The following is a 17,148-nucleotide window of genomic DNA, read 5'->3' as shown; positions in this document are numbered from 1 at the left end:
GTGGACCACGCTCATTCGCTGGTCAAGGCTTTGACCGGGTCCAGGCGCGCAGCCTGGCGCGCCGGCATGAAGCCGAACACCACGCCGGTGACCACCGCGCAGGCAAAGGCGCCGAGGATGGCGGACAGGGCGAAGGCCACGGCCACATCGGCCAGCACCAGGCCGGCCCCGATGAGCAGCGCCAGCGCGATGCCGCTCAAGCCACCGACCATCGACAGCATCACCGCTTCGCTGAGGAACTGGCGCAGGATGTCGCGCTGGCGCGCGCCGGTGGCCATGCGGATGCCGATCTCGCGGGTGCGCTCGCGCACGGTCATGAGCATGATGTTCATCACGCCGATACCGCCGACCAGCAGCGAGATGGCGGCGATGGCGCCGAGCATCAGCGACAGGCTGTTCTGCGTGCGCGCTTCGGCTTGGATCAGCGCGGCGTTGTTGGTCAGGTCGAAATCGCGCTTGCCCAGATGCCGCTGCACCAGCAAGCGGTCGATGGCCGCCTCGGTGTCCGACACCCGCGTGGAGTCGGCGGCGGCGATGATCACGTATTCGGGATCGTGCTTGGCGAACAGGCGGATGGCTGCGGCGGAGTAGGGCACCACGATGCGCTCGTCGCTGTCCTGGTCGCCGGAAATCGCGCCTTTGCCGGCCAGCACGCCCACCACCTGGAACGGCACGTTGCCCAACAGCAGGTATTGGCCGATGGGATCGCTGCCGGGCGGCAGCAGCTTGTCCCGCACTTTCTGACCGATCACCGCCACAGCGGCGCCGGCACGTTCGTCGGCCTCGGTGAAGAACGTGCCTTGCACCACCGGCCAATTGAGCATCTGTGGGAAGTGCGTGTTGTTTCCGCCCACATAGAACGGTTGGTTGTTATTGCCATAGCGCACGTCCACCTCCCCGCCGATCACGGGCATGGCACGTCGTACCTGGGGCAGTTGGCCGATGGCCTCGACATCGTCCAAGGTGACGATGCCGGCCGCTTCGCGCAGAGTCGCGTGCCTGCCGTTGAGGTAGAGGATGTTCGAGCCGAACGCTGCCATCTGTGCCATCACCTGGCGCTTGCTGCCTTCGCCGATAGCCAGCATCACCACCACCGAGGCCACGCCGATGACGATGCCGAGCAGGGTCAGCGCGGTGCGGAAGCGGTTGATCCACATCGTTCGCCAGGCCGCGCGCAGCGATTCGAGCAGCTCGCCTCTCCACGCGGCGCGCTGGGTCGCGCCGCGGTCCAGGCGTTGGCGCAGGTCGTCGGCCTGCAGGTGTTCGGTCGCCGCAGGGGGCTCGCTGGGCAAGGCGAGCTTGCGGCCCGAATCGCTGACCACTTGGCCATCGCGCACCTCGACGATGCGCTGCGCGCGCGCCGCCACTTCGCGGTCGTGGGTGATGAGGACGATCACGTGGCCTTGGCCGGCCAGCTCGTCGAGCAGGGCCATCACCTCCCCGCCGCTGTGGCTGTCGAGCGCGCCGGTGGGTTCGTCGGCCAGGATGATGTGGCCGCCGTTCATCAGGGCCCGGGCGATCGACACCCGCTGTTGCTGGCCGCCCGACAGTTGGTGCGGGCGGTTGCCGGTGCGGCTGGCCAGGCCCAGGCGTTCCAGTAGCGCGGCGGCGCGGGCGTGCCGCGCGTCGGCGGCCAGGCCGGCATAGATCGCCGGCATCTCGACGTTTTCCTGGGCCGAGCCGGAGGGGATCAGGTGGTAGCCCTGGAACACGAAGCCGAAGGCTTCGCGGCGCAGCCAGGCCAACTCGTCGACGTCCAGCTCGGCCACGTCCTTGCCGGCGAAGTGGTAGCTGCCCGAGGTGGGCCGGTCGAGGCAGCCGAGCACGTTCATCAGGGTCGACTTGCCCGAGCCCGAGCTGCCGACGATGGCGACGAATTCGCCGGGGTGGATGCTCAGGCTGACGCCTCGCAATACTTCGACTTCGGGGGCGTCGACGCCGCCGTAGACCTTGCGGATGTCGCGCAGCTCGATCAGGGGCAGGCTCATTCAACCCCCATTGACGGTGCTGCCGATCACAAGGCGCTCGCCCTCGCGCAGGCCGTCGAGCACCTGGGTACGCAGCCGATCGCTCAGGCCCACACGCACTTCGCGCCGCTCCAGCGTGCCGTCGTCGCGCAGTACCTGGGCCAGGCGCAGGTGCTCGTCGTCGGTGCTGTCCAGTGCGGCGGACGGCGCGGTCAGCACCTGCCGGGCCTGGCCGGCGACGAAGAACACCTGGGTGGTCATCTCGGCCATCAGCGCGCCGTCGGGGTTGTCGACGTCGAGCAGCACTGTGTACTGCACCACCTGGCTGCCGGTGGTACCGGAGCCGATGCTGGCCGGGCTGCCGCCGCCCTGGCTGGTCTGTTCGAGCGGGCGCGGCGGAATCGGCAGGATCTGCCGCACGGTGCTGGTCCAACGGCGCTTGCCGCCGGCCAGGGTGGTGAAGTAGGCGCTCATGCCAGCCTTGACCTGGCCGATGTCGGCTTCGGACACCTGCGCCCACACGGTCATCGGCGACAGCCGGGCGATGCGCAGGATCAGCGGGGTTTGCTGCTGCGCATTGAGGGTCTGGCCCAGGCGCGCATCGAGGGCGACCACGGTGCCGTCCATGGGTGCGTAGATGCGCGTGTAGCCAAGCTCTGCCTGGTCGCTGCGCAGGCTGGCCTCGGCCTGGCGGATCTGCGCCTGGAACTTGTCGATCCGCGCCTGGGTGACCTTGAGCTGGGCCTGGGCCGCCTGCACGTCTTCGGCGCGGGTGGCGCCGGTGCGGGCCAGGTCCTGCTGGCGCCGGTACTGCTGCTGCGCGAGTTCGAACTGGGCGCGCTGTTCGGCCAGCTCGGCCTTGAGGTTGTCGATGGAAAAGCGTCCGGCATCGACCCGCGCCTGTTGCGTGGAGGGGTCGAGTTCGACCAGCAATTGGCCCTTGTGCACCACATCGCCGACTTCCACCGCCAGCGTGCGGATCTGCCCAGAGGCCTGGGCGCCGACGTCCACGTAGCGCCGTGGCTGCAAGGTGCCGAGCGCGGTCACGCTGCTTTCGATGTCGCCTCGGGTCACCGCCACGGTGCTGGGAGCGGGCTGGCCCAGCGGCAGTTTGGCCCAGGCGGCGAGGCAGGCCAGTGCCACCAGGGCGGTGACGACCATAAGTGCGCAGCGTAGGGTGGATGTACGTTTCATGCGGGGGGTTCCGGCCGGAAGGCGAAGACGCGCGCCATGCTATGGCGTGCGTAAGTCCCCATTGGACGAAGCAGCCGGAAGACGATTTAGCGGTCATGGCAAGCCATGGGTAGCGCGGGAGTGAGCGTCGAGAAGCGAGGCGATCATAGGATTTGAAAATAGGCGGTACAAGAGCGTAGTCGTACGGCATTTGTGAGAAGGTATGACCTGGCGATCGAGGGCATGACCTTGCAACGCTATGCATCGGGCCCTGCTGGCCGGTGGCGTGAAGTCTTCGCTACGACGTTCGAGCACATCACCGACGACCCTGTCGGGCGATGCTTTTGCTATCCTGCTGCGCTTTGTCGAACCGCGGAATCCGGCCCATGTCTGCCACTGCTCCCGCCCGTGCGGCGTTTTTGAACCGCGGCGATCACCGCACTTTAGGCCTGGCTGCCCTGGGTGGCGCGCTGGAGATCTACGACTTCATCATCTTCGTGTTCTTCGCCCTGACCCTCAGCCAGCTGTTCTTCCCGCCGGACATGCCCGAATGGCTGCGCCTGCTGCAAAGCTTCGGCATCTTCGTCACCGGCTACCTGGCACGGCCCCTGGGCGGCATCCTGATGGCGCATTTCGCCGATCATCTCGGGCGCAAGCGCATGTTCAACCTGAGCATCCTGCTGATGGCCCTGCCGTGCCTGCTGATCGGGCTGCTGCCGACCTACGCCGACATCGGCTACGCCGCGCCGCTGCTGCTGCTCGCCCTGCGCGTGCTGCAAGGCGCCGCCGTGGGCGGCGAGGTGCCCAGCGCCTGGACCTTCGTCGCCGAGCATGCCCCAGCGCGGCGGCGCGGCTATGCCTTGGGCTTCCTCCAGGCCGGGCTGACCTTCGGCTACCTGCTGGGGGCGCTGGTGGCCACGCTGCTGGCCAGGCTCTACAGCCCGGAGCAGATTCTCGACCATGCCTGGCGCTATCCCTTCCTGCTCGGCGGGCTGTTCGGCGTGCTGGGGTTGTGGCTGCGCCGCTGGCTGAGCGAGACGCCGGTGTTTCTCGCCCTGCGCGCGCGCAACGCCGCTCCGGTAGCCTTTCCGCTGCGCCAGGTGTTGAGCGAGCACCGCCGGGCGTTGATTCCCGCCGCGCTGCTGACCTGCGTGCTGACCTCTGCGGTGGTCGTGCTGGTGGTGGTCACGCCCACGGTGATGCAGAAGAGCTTCGCCATCGGCGCGGGCGAGACCTTCGCCTTGAGCAGCGTCGGCATCGTTTTCCTGAACCTCGGCTGCGTGCTGGCCGGCCTGCTGGTGGACCGCATCGGTGCCTGGCGCGCGCTGGCGATCTACAGCCTGTTGTTGCCGTTGGGTATCGGCGGCCTGTATGCGAGCCTGGTGGGGCAGTGGGGGCCGCTATGGCTGGGCTATGCGCTGGCGGGCCTGTCGTGCGGGGTGGTGGGGGTGGTGCCGTCGGTGATGGTCGGCCTGTTTCCGACCGCGATCCGCGTGTCCGGCATCTCCTTCACCTACAACCTCAGCTACGCGCTGTGGGCCAGCACCACGCCCCTGGCGTTGATCGCCCTGATGCCGTGGAGCCCGTGGGTCGGTGTGGGGTTCTGTGCGGTGATGGGGGCGGTAGGGGTGGCGACGGCGCTGTATTTCGCCGACCGTCAGCCACTGCGCTTCGCCACGGACTGCGCCTCGGCCTGAGCGGGTCAGGCGGCCGATACGAAAAACCCCCGACCGAAAGGCGGGGGTTTTTCAATTGCGGGGTGGGTTACATGTTCGGGTAGGTCGGCCCACCGGCCCCTTCGGGCGTCACCCAGGTGATGTTCTGCGCCGGGTCCTTGATGTCGCAGGTTTTGCAGTGTACGCAGTTCTGCGCGTTGATCTGGAAGCGCTTGCTGCCGTCTTCCTGGGTCACCACCTCGTACACCCCGGCCGGGCAGTAGCGCTGCGCGGGTTCGTCGTACAGCGGCAGGTTGCTGGCGATGGGGATGTTCGGGTCGGTCAGCTTGAGGTGGCAGGGTTGCTCTTCCTCGTGGTTGGTGCCAGAAATGAACACCGAGCTGAGCTTGTCGAAGCTGAGCTTGCCGTCGGGCTTGGGGTAGTCGATCTTCGTCGATTCGGCGGCGAGCTTCAGGCAGGCATAGTCCGGCTTGGTGTCGCGCAGGGTGAAGGGCAGCTTGCCGGCGAACCAGTTCTGCTCGACGTAGTTGAAGGCCGCGCCGAACAATGGGCCGAACTTGTGCATGGCCGGGCCGAAGTTGCGGCTGGCGTACAGCTCGTCGTACAGCCAGCTGGCCTTGAACGCCTCGACGTAACCGGTGAGCGCATCGCCGCCTTCACCGCCGGCGAGCAGCGCTTGGGCCACCGCGTCGGCGGCGAGCATGCCCGATTTCATCGCCGTGTGGCTGCCCTTGATCTTGGCCACGTTCATGGTGCCCAGGTCGCAGCCGATCAGCGCGCCACCGGCGAAGACCATCTTGGGCAGCGAGTTCAGACCGCCCTTGGCCAGCGCACGTGCGCCGTAGCTGATGCGCTTGCCGCCTTCGAGGTACTGGCTGATGACCGGGTGGTGCTTGAGCCGCTGGAACTCGTCGAACGGCGAGAGGTAGGGGTTGGCATAGGACAGGTCGACGATCAGGCCGACCACTACCTGGTTGTTTTCCAGGTGGTAGAGGAACGAGCCACCGGTGTTGTCGTTGGCCACTACGTTCAGCGGCCAACCGGCGGTGTGCACCACCAGGCCTTGCTGGTGCTTGCTCGGGTCGATCTCCCAGATTTCCTTGAGACCGATGCCGTAGTGTTGCACGTCGGATTCGTTAGCCAGATCGAAGCGCTTGATCAGCTGCTTGCCGATGTGTCCGCGGCAGCCTTCGGCGAACAACGTGTACTTGGCGCGCAGTTCCATGCCGGGGGTATAGAGGCCGTCCTTGGGTTGACCTTCGCGGTCGACGCCCAGGTCGCCGGTGACGATGCCGCGCACCACGCCGCTGTCGTCGATCAGCGCTTCCTGGGCGGCGAAGCCGGGGTAGATCTCCACGCCCAGGTTCTCGGCCTGCTGCGCCAGCCAGCGGCACAGGTTGCCCAGGGAAATGATGTAGTTGCCCTGGTTGTGCATGGTCTTGGGCACGAACAGGTCAGGCACCTTGATGGCGTTTTCAGCGTCTTTGAGCACGTAGATGTCATCGCGCTTGACGGCGGTGTTGAGTGGCGCGCCCAGGGCCTGCCAGTCGGGGAACAGCTCTTCGAGCGCCCGCGGTTCGAAGACCGCGCCGGAGAGAATGTGGGCACCGACCTCGGAGCCTTTCTCGACCACGCAGACGCTGATTTCGCTACCGGTTTCGGCGGCCTTCTGCTTCAGGCGGCAGGCGGCGGACAGCCCCGCCGGGCCAGCGCCGACGATGACGACGTCGAATTCCATGTATTCGCGTTCCACTGGTTCTCTCCTACTCATCAAGGCATTTCGCGGGGCTTGTCGGGTGTCGATGCAATCGACCGCAGCTATCTTGGCTGTAGCTTCTGGAATGACTGACTACATCGTTTTGTCGTGGCCGGCATTATATCTACACCACCTCGGTGGTCCAATACAAACGTTTGTTTGAATTTGCCGCAGCCCTGTAAATACATAGGGGCAGGGCTGGAAACTGGCCGATTTGGCGTATTGACCGAAGGGGGTGTTGCAGTCAAGATACGAGCGCTTTTACGCTCGCTGCGGGCTGTCCGTCAGGCGCAGGAGCACCTCTAAAAACCCGGCGCCAGGCAGGGTTTTCCGGCCATCGAGCGTGTTGTAGTGAAGTCTACACGCCACCACCGAAAATGACCCGCGGGTTTTGTCCTGCCGTTGCACGCACGCTGACCGCGTCACGCTTGATTTCGCTGGCGCCGAAACGTTTTTCAGAGGTGCCCTTGTACCCACGCGCATTCGCCGGGCCGGTCCCGAGCGACATTCTTTTCACCGGAGAGTAACGAGGAATCCATGAAGGTTCTTGTAGCTGTCAAACGAGTGGTCGACTACAACGTCAAGGTTCGCGTCAAGGCGGACAACTCCGGCGTCGACCTTGCAAACGTCAAGATGTCCATGAACCCCTTCTGCGAAATCGCCGTGGAAGAAGCCGTGCGTCTGAAAGAGAAGGGCGTGGTCACCGAGATCGTCGCCGTCGCCGTCGGCCCGACCGCGGCCCAGGAGCAATTGCGTACCGCGTTGGCGCTGGGCGCCGACCGCGCCATCCTGGTCGAAGTGGCCGACGAGCTGAACTCGCTGGCCGTGGCCAAGACGCTCAAGGCCATCGTCGACAAGGAACAGCCGCAGCTGGTGATCCTCGGCAAGCAGGCCATCGACAGCGACAACAACCAGACCGGTCAGATGCTGGCTGCGCTCACCGGATTCGCCCAGGGCACCTTCGCCTCCAAGGTGGAAGTGCAAGGCGACAAGCTCAACGTCATCCGCGAGATCGACGGCGGCCTGCAGACCGTTTCCCTGAACCTGCCCGCCGTGGTCACCACCGACCTGCGCCTGAACGAGCCGCGCTATGCGTCGCTGCCCAACATCATGAAGGCCAAGAAGAAGCCGCTGGAAACCGTCACTCCGGATGCGCTGGGCGTCGCCATCACCTCCACCACCAAGACCGTCAAGGTCGAGGCGCCGGCGGCCCGTGGCGCCGGCATCATGGTCAAGTCGGTGGCCGAACTGGTCGAGAAACTGAAGAACGAGGCGAAGGTAATCTAATGACTATCCTGGTTATCGCTGAACATGAAGCCGGCGTCATCGCCCCGGCGACCCTGAACACCCTCGCCGCAGCCGGCAAGATCGGCGGCGACGTGCACCTGCTGGTGGCCGGCGAAAACGTCGGCACCCTCGCCGAAGCGGCCGCCAAGATTGCCGGCGTCGGCAAGGTGCTGGTGGCCGACAACACCGCCTATGCCCACTTCCTGCCGGAAAACGTCGCGCCGCTGATCGTCGAACTGGCGGCCAACTACAGCCACGTGCTGGCCCCGGCCACCACCAACGGCAAGAACATCCTGCCGCGGGTCGCCGCATTGCTAGACGTCGACCAGATCTCCGAGATCATCGCAGTGGAGTCGGCCGATACCTTCAAGCGTCCGATCTATGCCGGCAACGCCATCGCCACCGTGCAGTCCACGGCGTCGGTCAAGGTCATCACCGTGCGCACCACCGGTTTCGACCCGGTCGCCAGCGAAGGCGGTTCGGCGGGCGTCGAGGCCGTCTCGGCGGCGCACGATGCCGGCAAGTCGTCGTTCGTCAGCGAAGAGCTGGCCAAGTCCGACCGCCCCGAGCTGACGGCTGCCAAGATCGTCATTTCCGGCGGCCGTGGCCTGCAGAACGGTGACAACTTCAAGCACCTGTACAGCCTGGCCGACAAGCTCGGCGCAGCGGTCGGCGCTTCGCGCGCGGCCGTCGATGCGGGTTATGTGCCCAACGACATGCAGGTCGGCCAGACCGGCAAGATCGTCGCGCCACAGCTGTACATCGCCGTAGGCATCTCCGGTGCCATCCAGCACCTGGCCGGCATGAAGGACTCCAAGGTGATCGTCGCGATCAACAAGGACGAAGAAGCGCCGATCTTCCAGGTCGCCGACTACGGTTTGGCTGCCGACCTGTTCGAAGCGCTGCCCGAGTTGGAAAAGCTGGTCTGATCCAGCCGCTTCCCTTATAAAGAAGCCCGGCCCTCACTTTGAGGGCCGGGCTTTTTTTGGGCTTTTTTCGGGTCAGGAGCGGTGCATGGCGGTAAGGAGCAGGGTGAAAGGCAGCCTTCTGGCGTTGGTGGTGTGCGCGCCTGTGGCGCTGGCTGCCGGCAAGTGCGAACGCCTGGTCGCGACCGGCAGCCCCGACGCGCCGCCTTACGCCTGGCAAGACCCGGCTGACCCGCAGCATCTTATCGGCGCCAATGTCGACCTGCTGCGCCAAGCGGCCAAGGAGCTCGGCATCAGCGTGCAGGTGCTGCATGCGGGCCGGCGCGAACAAGCCCTGGAAGAAGTGCGCAGCGGCCGCATGGACCTGCTGCTCGACGCGCCGCTGCACGTCGAACAGCTCACCGCCCTGGACTATGTGCATCCGCCCCTGCAACTGAACGAGTACCGGGTCTGGACCCGTACCGATGCCGACTTTGTGTACGAAGGCGTGGCCGACCTGGCCCCTTATCAGGGCAGCGTCTCGGCCAAGGCGCGCCTGACGCCGGCCTTCGAGGCATTCGCCAAGGCCAATTTGAAGCTGACGCCTTCGCAAAACCTTACCCAGGCTTTCCAGAAGCTGGTGCTGGGCCAGGTCGATTATGTGCTGGCCGGCCACTACGCCGGCATGGCCATGGCCCAGAGCCTGGGCGTGGGTAACGATATCGAGGCCCGTGGATTGCCGGTGGACCGGCCAGGGCTTTACTTGGCGCTGTCACACAATTCGGCCTGTAACGAGCCGTGGTTGCGCGGACAACTGGCGAAAAAACTGACAGAATTGCCCATTTCTGGCGCTTCCGAAACCGTGCTGCAGCGCAATGTCGAGCGTTGGAAGACGCAGATGCAGCCCGTGCCGAATGCCCCCAAACCGTAGGAACCGTCGTTTGAGAATTTCCACTTTGACCTTCGCCGTGGCCGTGCTTGGCCTGGCCGGTTGCGCCAGCGATCCGGCACCCATCGAACAGCTGCGCTTGTCCGAACAAGCGCTGGAACAGGCCAAAGCGGTCGGCGCCAGCGACGAAATCGCCGAGTTCACCCTCGCCCAGGACAAACTCGAACGGGCCCGCGGCGACATGCTGGCGCAAGAGTTTCGCGACGCGCGCCTGCGCGCCGAGCAGGCCGAGCTCGATGCACGCCTGGCCGAGGCGCGGGTGCTGACGCAAAAGAGCGAAGCGCAACTGGCCACCGTGCAGACCCGCGTCGACCGACTGCGCAAGCAATTGGCGGTGCAACCATGAGCCGCGCACAGGCGATGTTGCTGGCGGTAGTGGCCGCCGCGGGCTTGCAGGGTTGCGCCAGCCAGCGCAGCGAACAGGCCTTGGGCGAAGCTTCGGCCACCTTCCAGGCGGTCAAGGACGATGCCGACGTGCTGCGCAGCGCACCGCGCGACGTGATCCGCGCCGGAGAGTCCCTGGGCCGTGCCGAGCGCTTGTCGAGCTATATCGGCACTGGCAGCGACGTGCGCCATTACGCCTACCTTAGCCAGCGCTACAGTGAAATCGCCCGCGAGCACAGCCGTCTGGCGCTTAACCAGGAACGCCTCGCCAAGCTCGACCTGGAACGTCAGCGGCTACAATTGGCGCTGCGCGAAGCCAAGCTCGACAGCGTGCAGCAGCAGGGCAAATGGCTGGAAACGCAGATCGCCGCCATGGCCTCCGAGCAAGATGGCCGTGGCCTGGTCATGACCTTGAGCGACGTGCTGTTCGACACCGGCCGTGCGGAGCTGAAGAACTCCGCCAGCCGCACCGTGCTCAAGCTGGTGCAGTTCCTGCAGCTCAACCCGCGCCGTGTGGTGCGCATCGAGGGCTATACCGACAGCACCGGCCCGAGCGAAGACAACCTGACGCTGTCGCGCGATCGCGCCCAAGCGGTGGCCGACATGCTGGTCGACCTCGGGGTCGACGAGCGACGCATCGAAGTGCAGGGTTACGGCGACCAGTACCCGGTCGAGGCCAATGCCTCCGAGCGCGGTCGTGCACAGAACCGGCGGGTGGAAATCGTCTTTTCCGACGCCAAGGGCAACCTCGCTCCGGCGCGTTGAGCGTCGATGTCCTTTACCGCTGTCGCCACCGCAGGCTTGCCGTGCGGTGGCGACAGCGGCAGCTCAATGTCGCCGTTCGAGGTCGAGCTTGTTTTGCAGGCGATCCAGATGCTCATGCATCAGCCCCAGCGCAGCGTCGGCATCGCCACGCTCGATGGCGTCGATGAGTGCGGCATGTTCTTCCCAGGCGCAGTGGTCGCAGCACGGTGATTCGTAGCGGGCGATGATCAATGAGGTCATCGGCACCAGGCCGTTGAGAAAGCGCGCCAGAGGCGCGTTGTCGGCCATCTGCGCCAACTTCAGGTGAAATTCGCCGCCCAGGCGGATGGCCGCGCAGCGTTCGCCGCGCTCGTGGTGTTGACGCTCGCGCTCCACCAACTGGCGCAGTTGGCGGATCTGCGCAGGCTGGGCCCGTTGGGTGGCCAGGCCGATCAGCGTGGTTTCGGCCAGCCGCCGAGCGCTGAGCACCTGCTGGGCCTGCTGCGGATCGGGCGCGGCCAGGAGCGCGGTGTGACTGGGGCGCTGCACGATCACCTGCTGGTCGGACAGCCGACCCAGCACACGGCGGATCACCGTACGGCTGACACCGAAGGCATTGCTCAGGGCCTGCTCGGGTAGCAGGCTGCCCGGTGGCAGGCGTTGTTCGAGAATGGCATCGAACAGCCGCGGGTAGATCTGCTCGGCAGACAGCCGTTTCTCATTGCCCAGCAGCAGGGTGGGCAGGCTGGGGGCGGCGTGGGCACAGGCGGGCATGGTCGCTCTCCAAGGTCAGGGGGACGGGGTGTCGTCCGGTATGTTCAGCTCGATGCCCATGCGCTGGCCTTCCTGAAGGATGTGTCGACGCATCTGGGCGCTGGCCTGGGCGCTGTTCTTCTCGCGGATGGCGCGCACCACCGCTTCGTTCTCGGTCAGCCGCGCGGCCAGGTGCTCGGGCGACTTGCGCAGCATGTCGGCGCTCTGCTTGAGGGCATTGCTGGTCTGCTGCACCACGCTCTGGAAGATCGGGTTGGTGGTCAGCGCGAACAGTTCCTGGTGAAACGCGATATAGGCCGAAACGCAGGCTTCGCTGTCTTGGGCGTCCAGCGCTTCGCGCATGTCCATCAGGGTCAGGCGCAACTGGCCGATGTCCTGGCTGTTGGCCGATTGCGCCACCAGCCCGACGATGAACGGCTCGAGGGTGTAGCGCAGTTGCAGCACATCGGCCAGGCTCGCCGCGGCGACGTGTTCGCCTGCCTGGCTGAGCACGCCGGCATCGACGTCCAGCACCAGTACGCCTTTTCCCGGCATCGAGCGCAACAGGCCCAGGGTTTCGAGCACCGTCACCGCTTCGCGCAGGCTCGGTCGGCTGATCCCCAGTTGTTCTGCCAGTTCGCGCTGGCCGGGCAGCATTTCGCCACGGCGCCATTGGCCATGGGCCAGGGCCTGACGCAGTTTTTCCACTACAGCGTTGACCACGGTCGATGAGCTGATCACAGGTGACTCTCCGGGTGTGGGTGCATCTTGGCTCCTCGCACGCCGGCGCTTGGCGCCGGCGGCTTTGTCGGTCGTGCTATTGATGGGCGGTGCCTGGCTTGCGGGCCGCCAGCGCGAACCCGGGTTTGCCGGCGAGCACGTTGTTGGCGCGCTCCAGGTCGATGTCTTTCTCCCAGCGGGCGATGGCGACGGTGGCCACACAGTTGCCGATCAGGTTGGTCAGTGCGCGGCCGATGCCCATGAACCAGTCCACCGCCAATACCAGCACCAGGCCCACTACGGGAATCGCCGGGACCGCGGTGAGGGTGGCGGCGAGAATCACCAGCGCCGAGCCTGGGATGCCGTGGGCGCCTTTGGAGGTCACCAACGATACCAGCAGGATGGTCAGCAGGTCGGCCATGGCCAGCGGCGTCCCGGTGGCGTTGGCGATGAACACGATCGCCAGGGTCAGGTAGATCGAGAAACCATCGAGGTTGAACGAGTAGCCGGTGGGGATGACCAGGCCTACGGTGGAGCTGCCGATGCCCAGGTGCTCGAGTTTACGCATGATCTGTGGCAGCACGGCATCGGACGAGGCGGTGCCGAGCACGATGGTCAGCTCTTCGCGCAGGTACTTGATCAGCGGAATCAGCTTGAGCCCCGACACGCGCATCACCGTGCCCAGCACGATCAGCACGAAGCCCGCGCAGGTCAGGTAGAACAGCGCCACCAGACCGCCCAGGTGCTGCAGCGATTCCAGACCGTATTTGCTGGTGGTGAAGGCGATGGCGCCGAACACGCCGATCGGCGCCAGGCGCACGATCATGCCCATGATGCGGAACACCACATGGCTGAGTTCGTTGATCAGGCGGGAAATGCCCGAGGCCGGCTCGCCGACCAGGTTCAAGGCGCTGCCGAACAGCACCGAGAACAGCAGCACCTGAAGGATGTTGTTGTCGGCGAAGGCGCCCACCACCGATGTGGGGATCAGGTCCATGAGGAAGGCGGCTGTGCCATGGATGTGTTGGCCGCGCTCGGCTAGGCCGTTGGCGTCGGCACTGGACAGCTGGTCCAGGTGAATGTTGGCGCCGGTGCCGATGCCGCTGGTGAAGGCGAACACCAGGCCGATGATCAGCGCCAGGGTGGTCAGCACTTCGAAGTAGATCACCGACTTCAGGCCGATGCGGCCGACCTTCTTCAGGTCGCCCGCGCCGGAAATGCCGCTGACCACCACGCAGAAGACGATGATGCCGATCAGCATCTTGATCAGCTTGATGAAGCCATCGCCCAGGGGTTTGAGTTGCAGGGAAACTTCGGGGAAGCTGAGGCCGCAGATCACGCCGAGGGCGAGGCCTAGCACGACTTGCAGGAAGATCGAGCGCGAGCACCATTTGAGCATGGGGGAAGTCTCTTGGTCGGTGTCCTTGCTCCAGGGTCGTGAAGGGCCAGTGAGCGCGGACTTAATTATTGTGGTCTTACCGGTTTGTCCAGTGCGCGCCCACTCTACGCCCGAATTTTTCAGCATTGCAAGGTGTTTCAGTATTACCGGTCTGACCAGTTGCGAGACCTTTTTCGGCCGACGGCTCTAGCAAAAGGGATCGAGCGCTTTTGCCAGGGCGAAAAAAACGGCAGGCCCGAGGGCGCTGCCGTTCTTCAGGGCGTTGCTACCGGTTACTTGTGCAGCTCTTCGGCGGCGAACAGCGTGTTTTCCAGCAGGCAGGCGCGGGTCATCGGGCCTACGCCACCCGGTACCGGGGTGATCCAGCCGGCGCGGGGCAGGGCGGTTTCATACACCACATCGCCCACCAGGCGGCCGTCTTCCTGCCGGTTGATACCGACGTCGATGACGATGGCGCCAGGTTTGATCCATTCGCCCTTGACCAGGCCCGCTTTGCCTGCGGCCACGACCAGCAAGTCGGCGCGGCCGACATGGCCCGGCAGGTCCTGGGTGAAACGGTGGCAGACGGTGATGGTGCAACCGGCCAACAACAATTCCATGGCCATGGGGCGGCCAACGATGTTGGACGCGCCGACGATTACGGCATTCATGCCATAGAGGTTCTGACCGGTGCTTTCCAGCAGGGTCATGATGCCTTTGGGGGTGCACGGACGCAGCAGAGGAATGCGTTGCGCCAAGCGGCCGACATTGTAGGGGTGGAAGCCGTCGACGTCTTTGTCCGGACGGATGCGTTCGAGCAGTACCGAGGCATCCAGATGGGCCGGCAGCGGCAGCTGCAGCAGGATGCCGTCGATGCTGGCGTCATCGTTGAGGCGGTCGATCAGCGCAGTGAGGTCTTGCTGGTTTGTGCTGCCCGGCAGGTCGAACGCCTGGGAGATGAAGCCAACCTCTTCGCAGTCCTTGCGCTTGTGCGAGACATAGACTTGGGAGGCGGGGTCGGAGCCGACCAGGATCACCGCCAGGCCTGGCGTGCGCAGGCCCTGCTGGCGGCGCTCAACGACACGTTGGGCGATCTGCTTGCGCAAGTTGGCGGCGATCGCCTTGCCATCGATAAGGTGTGCAGTCATAGACGCGTGTTTAACCATCAAAGGAGAACATATGAGGGGCGGCATTCTCGCACGACACAAGGCAGCGGCAAAAGGCGCGTGGTCGGGCAAATGCCCTAAGCCCTTAAATAGGCTAATTTTTTTTGAAAAAACAGTTGACGACTTTCGGGTGCGTCTATAACATTCGTCGCACTTGTCGGGCAGAGCCTAGCACTGGTTAGCAAGGTCAGGCAGAATAAGCGGATTTGTTGGCTTGTTCGGTACGGCTAAAGTTGATTTGCAATCCTATCAGAAAGCAGATTGAATATGCGCCCGTAGCTCAGCTGGATAGAGCATCCGCCTTCTAAGCGGATGGTCGCAGGTTCGAGTCCTGCCGGGTGCGCCACTAAGGCAGCTTTGGCAAGCAAGTGAAGTTTTAGAGCGTTAAAGTTTCAACGTAACACCGCAATATGGTGGGCGTAGCTCAGTTGGTAGAGCGCCGGATTGTGATTCCGGTTGTCGTGGGTTCGATTCCCATCGTCCACCCCATATTCTTCGAAGGCGCCTCGATTGCATAATCCGGCGCCTTTGTTATACCTGTTGCATGCGGACGTGGTGGAATTGGTAGACACACTGGATTTAGGTTCCAGCGGCGCAAGCTGTAAGAGTTCGAGTCTCTTCGTCCGCACCATCTTCTAAATCAAGGGGTTATGAGTCGCCTTAACGGCGCTCCTCCTTGGTTTTCTGCGTTATTTTGCAAGCAAACGTGACACTGGGTGTTACGGGTCTGCTTTGCCTCTTTAGTACGCGTCCTCTAGCTTTCCATCCTTAGTGCATCCATCGTGCCGTTATGGTCACGATCGAGTAATCGCGCAAGCGCCTGGCTTTATTTCCTCGAAAAGCGCAATCCAGGTACTGCTCGCGTGCAGCTCGCCTGTGCCATAAGGCGTGCATCGTAAAGTCTTCGATTTCGGCTTTGTCATATGCTCAGTTGAGTGCTGCCCGATCTGTAGCGAGCGGCCTGAGCGCCGGCTCGCTTGCGATGAGGCATCAGGGTTGGTCGTTAGGGCCTAAATAAGGAGCTTGTCTTGAGAAAAGCATTGCTGGTCGTCGCGTCGCTCTTCGTTGCCTCCTCGGCATGCGCTGAAATCCTGACCCCGGAACCCTCGAGGGCGTGCGTGCTGCTAGAGGACGTAGGCTTGAAGGCTGGCGAGTGGAGGGATGAGAACGGCGATGGCTCGTCGGGCTGTGCCAGCGCATACCAAGACATCGGCAATGCTGCGGCGGGCATGGCGAATCAACTGGCGTACTATGCTGCCGGCCCAGGCGACGCTGTGATCGAGGTATGGCTGGCCATGGATTACAACCAACCCACGGATGCATCATCCGGCACGGCGGCACTTGTGGCGGCTGCACAAAAGCTGGCGCAGCGTGCGCTTGGCGCCAGCCTTTCGGGCGCCGCTGCGGCGTTGATCGAAGGCGGGCAGCCTGGGATCGAGCGCGTAGGGAAGGGCTCGGTAGAGGTGGTTCGCGAAGATTGGCCGAATGACCAGGGCTATCAAGTGAACGTCGTGATGCGTTAGACGGGCCGTGGCCAGTGGGCAGTCTGCCGTAAAAGATTGTGGCGTCGACTGCTGGTCGTGCATACCTTACAGGCTGTTTCATCGCATCCTTCTTTCTATATAGAAAGCGCGGCTCGTCAGCCCTTGAATTCCCGCAAATCCACCCCAATCTTCGTCGGCTAACAAGCTGCGCTCGTTCCTTTATCGATGAGCTCGACGCACAGCGCGCCCATCTCACTGGCAGAGGAACGCTCCATGATTGCCAAGGAAGACCGTCAGACCGTAGCGCTGCAGCGCTTCGCCGAAGCCAATCCGCAATTGCTCGAAGAGATCGCTGCCCTGGATGCGCGTGAGCAGGCCCAGCAAATTCAGTGGGCGTTCGAGGATGAAGCCCAGGCCCAGGGCCTGCAAGCCTGGGAGTTGGCGTTGCAATTGGTCGCCGATTCGCCCGAAGCATTGGCCAGCATGCGCCTGGAAACCCATCGGGAAGTGGCTGAGGCGCTAGGCCTGGAGTGGGAAGAGTACTGCCATTTCAACGAGCTCGATCCCACCGCGCCCTGAGGGTTGGGAGCGTTGGCAAGGTATGTCTACGCAATGTACGGGTGTGGGGCTGCAATGCGCCGCATGCTGAGGTTCAGGTGGGCCTGACGCTGGGGTGTCAGGCCTTTGTCGAGAAAACATTCGGCGCTTGTTTCCGTCGTCTGGAGTGGGGTGACTTCTAGCGCATGAGTCACTAGAATGTTCGCCCTTGATTCTGGAGTCGGGCTATCGCCGGCTAACGTCTGTGC

Annotated in this window: 15 protein-coding genes and 3 tRNA genes; 11 read left to right on the top strand and 7 right to left on the bottom strand. The window is 64.2% G+C overall.

Annotated elements, in window-relative coordinates; translation table 11 throughout:
* Window positions 1-11: 11 nt before the first annotated feature.
* Both B4M43_RS03160 and B4M43_RS03155 read right to left on the bottom strand, forming a co-directional pair.
* Window positions 12-1,988: a MacB family efflux pump subunit gene (locus tag B4M43_RS03160; protein WP_296264105.1), complete on the bottom strand. Its 1,977-nt coding sequence runs from the start codon at window positions 1,986-1,988 to the stop codon at window positions 12-14.
* A complete protein-coding gene (locus tag B4M43_RS03155) occupies window positions 1,989-3,161 on the bottom strand; it encodes an efflux RND transporter periplasmic adaptor subunit (RefSeq protein WP_296264104.1) in 1,173 nt (390 codons plus the stop codon).
* Window positions 3,162-3,526: 365 nt separating this feature from the next.
* On the opposite strand from B4M43_RS03155, the gene B4M43_RS03150 reads away from it, so the two are divergent.
* Window positions 3,527-4,837 (top strand): MFS transporter, encoded by a 1,311-nt coding sequence (locus B4M43_RS03150; protein WP_296264102.1) that lies wholly within the window; start codon window positions 3,527-3,529, stop codon window positions 4,835-4,837.
* 67 nt (window positions 4,838-4,904) lie between these two features.
* Here the strand turns inward: B4M43_RS03150 and B4M43_RS03145 are convergent, their stop codons facing one another.
* Window positions 4,905-6,569 (bottom strand): electron transfer flavoprotein-ubiquinone oxidoreductase, encoded by a 1,665-nt coding sequence (locus B4M43_RS03145; RefSeq protein ID WP_296264100.1) that lies wholly within the window; start codon window positions 6,567-6,569, stop codon window positions 4,905-4,907.
* A 540-nt stretch (window positions 6,570-7,109) separates the two neighbouring features.
* Between B4M43_RS03145 and B4M43_RS03140 the strand changes: the two genes are divergently transcribed.
* The 5 genes from B4M43_RS03140 (at window position 7,110) to B4M43_RS03120 (ending at window position 10,862) form a co-directional block, all read left to right on the top strand.
* The gene (locus tag B4M43_RS03140) at window positions 7,110-7,859 is read left to right on the top strand and encodes an electron transfer flavoprotein subunit beta/FixA family protein (protein ID WP_296264098.1); all 750 of its coding nucleotides are present in this window, start codon (window positions 7,110-7,112) and stop codon (window positions 7,857-7,859) included.
* Window positions 7,859-8,788 carry an electron transfer flavoprotein subunit alpha/FixB family protein gene (locus B4M43_RS03135; RefSeq protein ID WP_296264096.1) on the top strand — a complete coding sequence of 310 codons (930 nt, stop codon included), beginning with the start codon at window positions 7,859-7,861 and terminating at the stop codon, window positions 8,786-8,788. Before B4M43_RS03140 ends, B4M43_RS03135 begins: the two co-directional genes overlap by 1 nt.
* An 85-nt stretch (window positions 8,789-8,873) precedes the next feature.
* The gene (locus tag B4M43_RS03130; RefSeq protein WP_296264094.1) at window positions 8,874-9,695 is read left to right on the top strand and encodes a substrate-binding periplasmic protein; all 822 of its coding nucleotides are present in this window, start codon (window positions 8,874-8,876) and stop codon (window positions 9,693-9,695) included.
* Window positions 9,696-9,705: 10 nt separating this feature from the next.
* Window positions 9,706-10,059, top strand: a complete 354-nt coding sequence (locus tag B4M43_RS03125) for a DUF4398 domain-containing protein (RefSeq protein WP_296264092.1) — start codon at window positions 9,706-9,708, stop codon at window positions 10,057-10,059.
* Entirely contained in the window at window positions 10,056-10,862 is an 807-nt protein-coding gene (locus tag B4M43_RS03120; RefSeq protein ID WP_296264090.1) for an OmpA family protein, read from the top strand. The genes B4M43_RS03125 and B4M43_RS03120 overlap by 4 nt, the downstream gene beginning before the upstream one ends.
* 63 nt (window positions 10,863-10,925) lie before the next feature.
* Here the strand turns inward: B4M43_RS03120 and B4M43_RS03115 are convergent, their stop codons facing one another.
* From B4M43_RS03115 to folD, 4 genes are all read right to left on the bottom strand, one after another.
* Window positions 10,926-11,615 carry a GntR family transcriptional regulator gene (locus B4M43_RS03115; protein ID WP_296264088.1) on the bottom strand — a complete coding sequence of 230 codons (690 nt, stop codon included), beginning with the start codon at window positions 11,613-11,615 and terminating at the stop codon, window positions 10,926-10,928.
* Between the two features lie 15 nt (window positions 11,616-11,630).
* Window positions 11,631-12,335 (bottom strand): FadR/GntR family transcriptional regulator, encoded by a 705-nt coding sequence (locus B4M43_RS03110; protein ID WP_296264086.1) that lies wholly within the window; start codon window positions 12,333-12,335, stop codon window positions 11,631-11,633.
* Window positions 12,336-12,411: 76 nt separating this feature from the next.
* Window positions 12,412-13,713, bottom strand: a complete 1,302-nt coding sequence (locus tag B4M43_RS03105; protein ID WP_296264084.1) for a C4-dicarboxylate transporter DctA — start codon at window positions 13,711-13,713, stop codon at window positions 12,412-12,414.
* A 272-nt stretch (window positions 13,714-13,985) separates the two neighbouring features.
* Window positions 13,986-14,840 carry a bifunctional methylenetetrahydrofolate dehydrogenase/methenyltetrahydrofolate cyclohydrolase FolD gene (folD, locus tag B4M43_RS03100; RefSeq protein ID WP_296264082.1) on the bottom strand — a complete coding sequence of 285 codons (855 nt, stop codon included), beginning with the start codon at window positions 14,838-14,840 and terminating at the stop codon, window positions 13,986-13,988.
* Window positions 14,841-15,127: 287 nt separating this feature from the next.
* Here folD and B4M43_RS03095 point away from each other — a divergent pair.
* From B4M43_RS03095 to B4M43_RS03075, 5 genes are all read left to right on the top strand, one after another.
* Window positions 15,128-15,204, top strand: a tRNA-Arg gene (locus B4M43_RS03095).
* A 67-nt stretch (window positions 15,205-15,271) separates the two neighbouring features.
* Window positions 15,272-15,347: transfer RNA gene (locus B4M43_RS03090), tRNA-His, on the top strand.
* A gap of 57 nt (window positions 15,348-15,404) precedes the next feature.
* Window positions 15,405-15,489: transfer RNA gene (locus B4M43_RS03085), tRNA-Leu, on the top strand.
* 397 nt (window positions 15,490-15,886) lie between these two features.
* On the top strand, window positions 15,887-16,381 hold the full coding sequence (locus tag B4M43_RS03080) for a hypothetical protein (RefSeq protein ID WP_296264080.1): 495 nt from the start codon (window positions 15,887-15,889) through the stop codon (window positions 16,379-16,381).
* 234 nt (window positions 16,382-16,615) lie between these two features.
* Window positions 16,616-16,921: a DUF6388 family protein gene (locus B4M43_RS03075; protein WP_296264079.1), complete on the top strand. Its 306-nt coding sequence runs from the start codon at window positions 16,616-16,618 to the stop codon at window positions 16,919-16,921.
* The last annotated feature ends 227 nt before the right edge of the window (window positions 16,922-17,148 follow it).

This window comes from Pseudomonas sp. UBA6562 (genome assembly GCF_002434265.1).
GTDB lineage: Bacteria > Pseudomonadota > Gammaproteobacteria > Pseudomonadales > Pseudomonadaceae > Aquipseudomonas.
The sequence above is the reverse complement of the archived record's forward strand: the minus strand, read 5'-3'. Positions and strand labels throughout refer to the sequence as shown.

Bases quoted from the DNA above. Each gene is read 5' to 3' on its own strand.
- B4M43_RS03105 (WP_296264084.1), bottom strand. From the start codon at position 13,713: ATGCTCAAATGGTGCTCGCGCTCGATCTTCCTGCAAGTCGTGCTAGGC.
- folD (WP_296264082.1), bottom strand. From the start codon at position 14,840: ATGACTGCACACCTTATCGATGGCAAGGCGATCGCCGCCAACTTGCGC.
- B4M43_RS03135 (WP_296264096.1), top strand. From the start codon at position 7,859: ATGACTATCCTGGTTATCGCTGAACATGAAGCCGGCGTCATCGCCCCG.
- B4M43_RS03120 (WP_296264090.1), top strand. From the start codon at position 10,056: ATGAGCCGCGCACAGGCGATGTTGCTGGCGGTAGTGGCCGCCGCGGGC.
- B4M43_RS03130 (WP_296264094.1), top strand. From the start codon at position 8,874: ATGGCGGTAAGGAGCAGGGTGAAAGGCAGCCTTCTGGCGTTGGTGGTG.
- B4M43_RS03150 (WP_296264102.1), top strand. From the start codon at position 3,527: ATGTCTGCCACTGCTCCCGCCCGTGCGGCGTTTTTGAACCGCGGCGAT.
- B4M43_RS03115 (WP_296264088.1), bottom strand. From the start codon at position 11,615: ATGCCCGCCTGTGCCCACGCCGCCCCCAGCCTGCCCACCCTGCTGCTG.
- B4M43_RS03155 (WP_296264104.1), bottom strand. From the start codon at position 3,161: ATGAAACGTACATCCACCCTACGCTGCGCACTTATGGTCGTCACCGCC.
- B4M43_RS03075 (WP_296264079.1), top strand. From the start codon at position 16,616: ATGATTGCCAAGGAAGACCGTCAGACCGTAGCGCTGCAGCGCTTCGCC.
- B4M43_RS03140 (WP_296264098.1), top strand. From the start codon at position 7,110: ATGAAGGTTCTTGTAGCTGTCAAACGAGTGGTCGACTACAACGTCAAG.
- B4M43_RS03160 (WP_296264105.1), bottom strand. From the start codon at position 1,988: ATGAGCCTGCCCCTGATCGAGCTGCGCGACATCCGCAAGGTCTACGGC.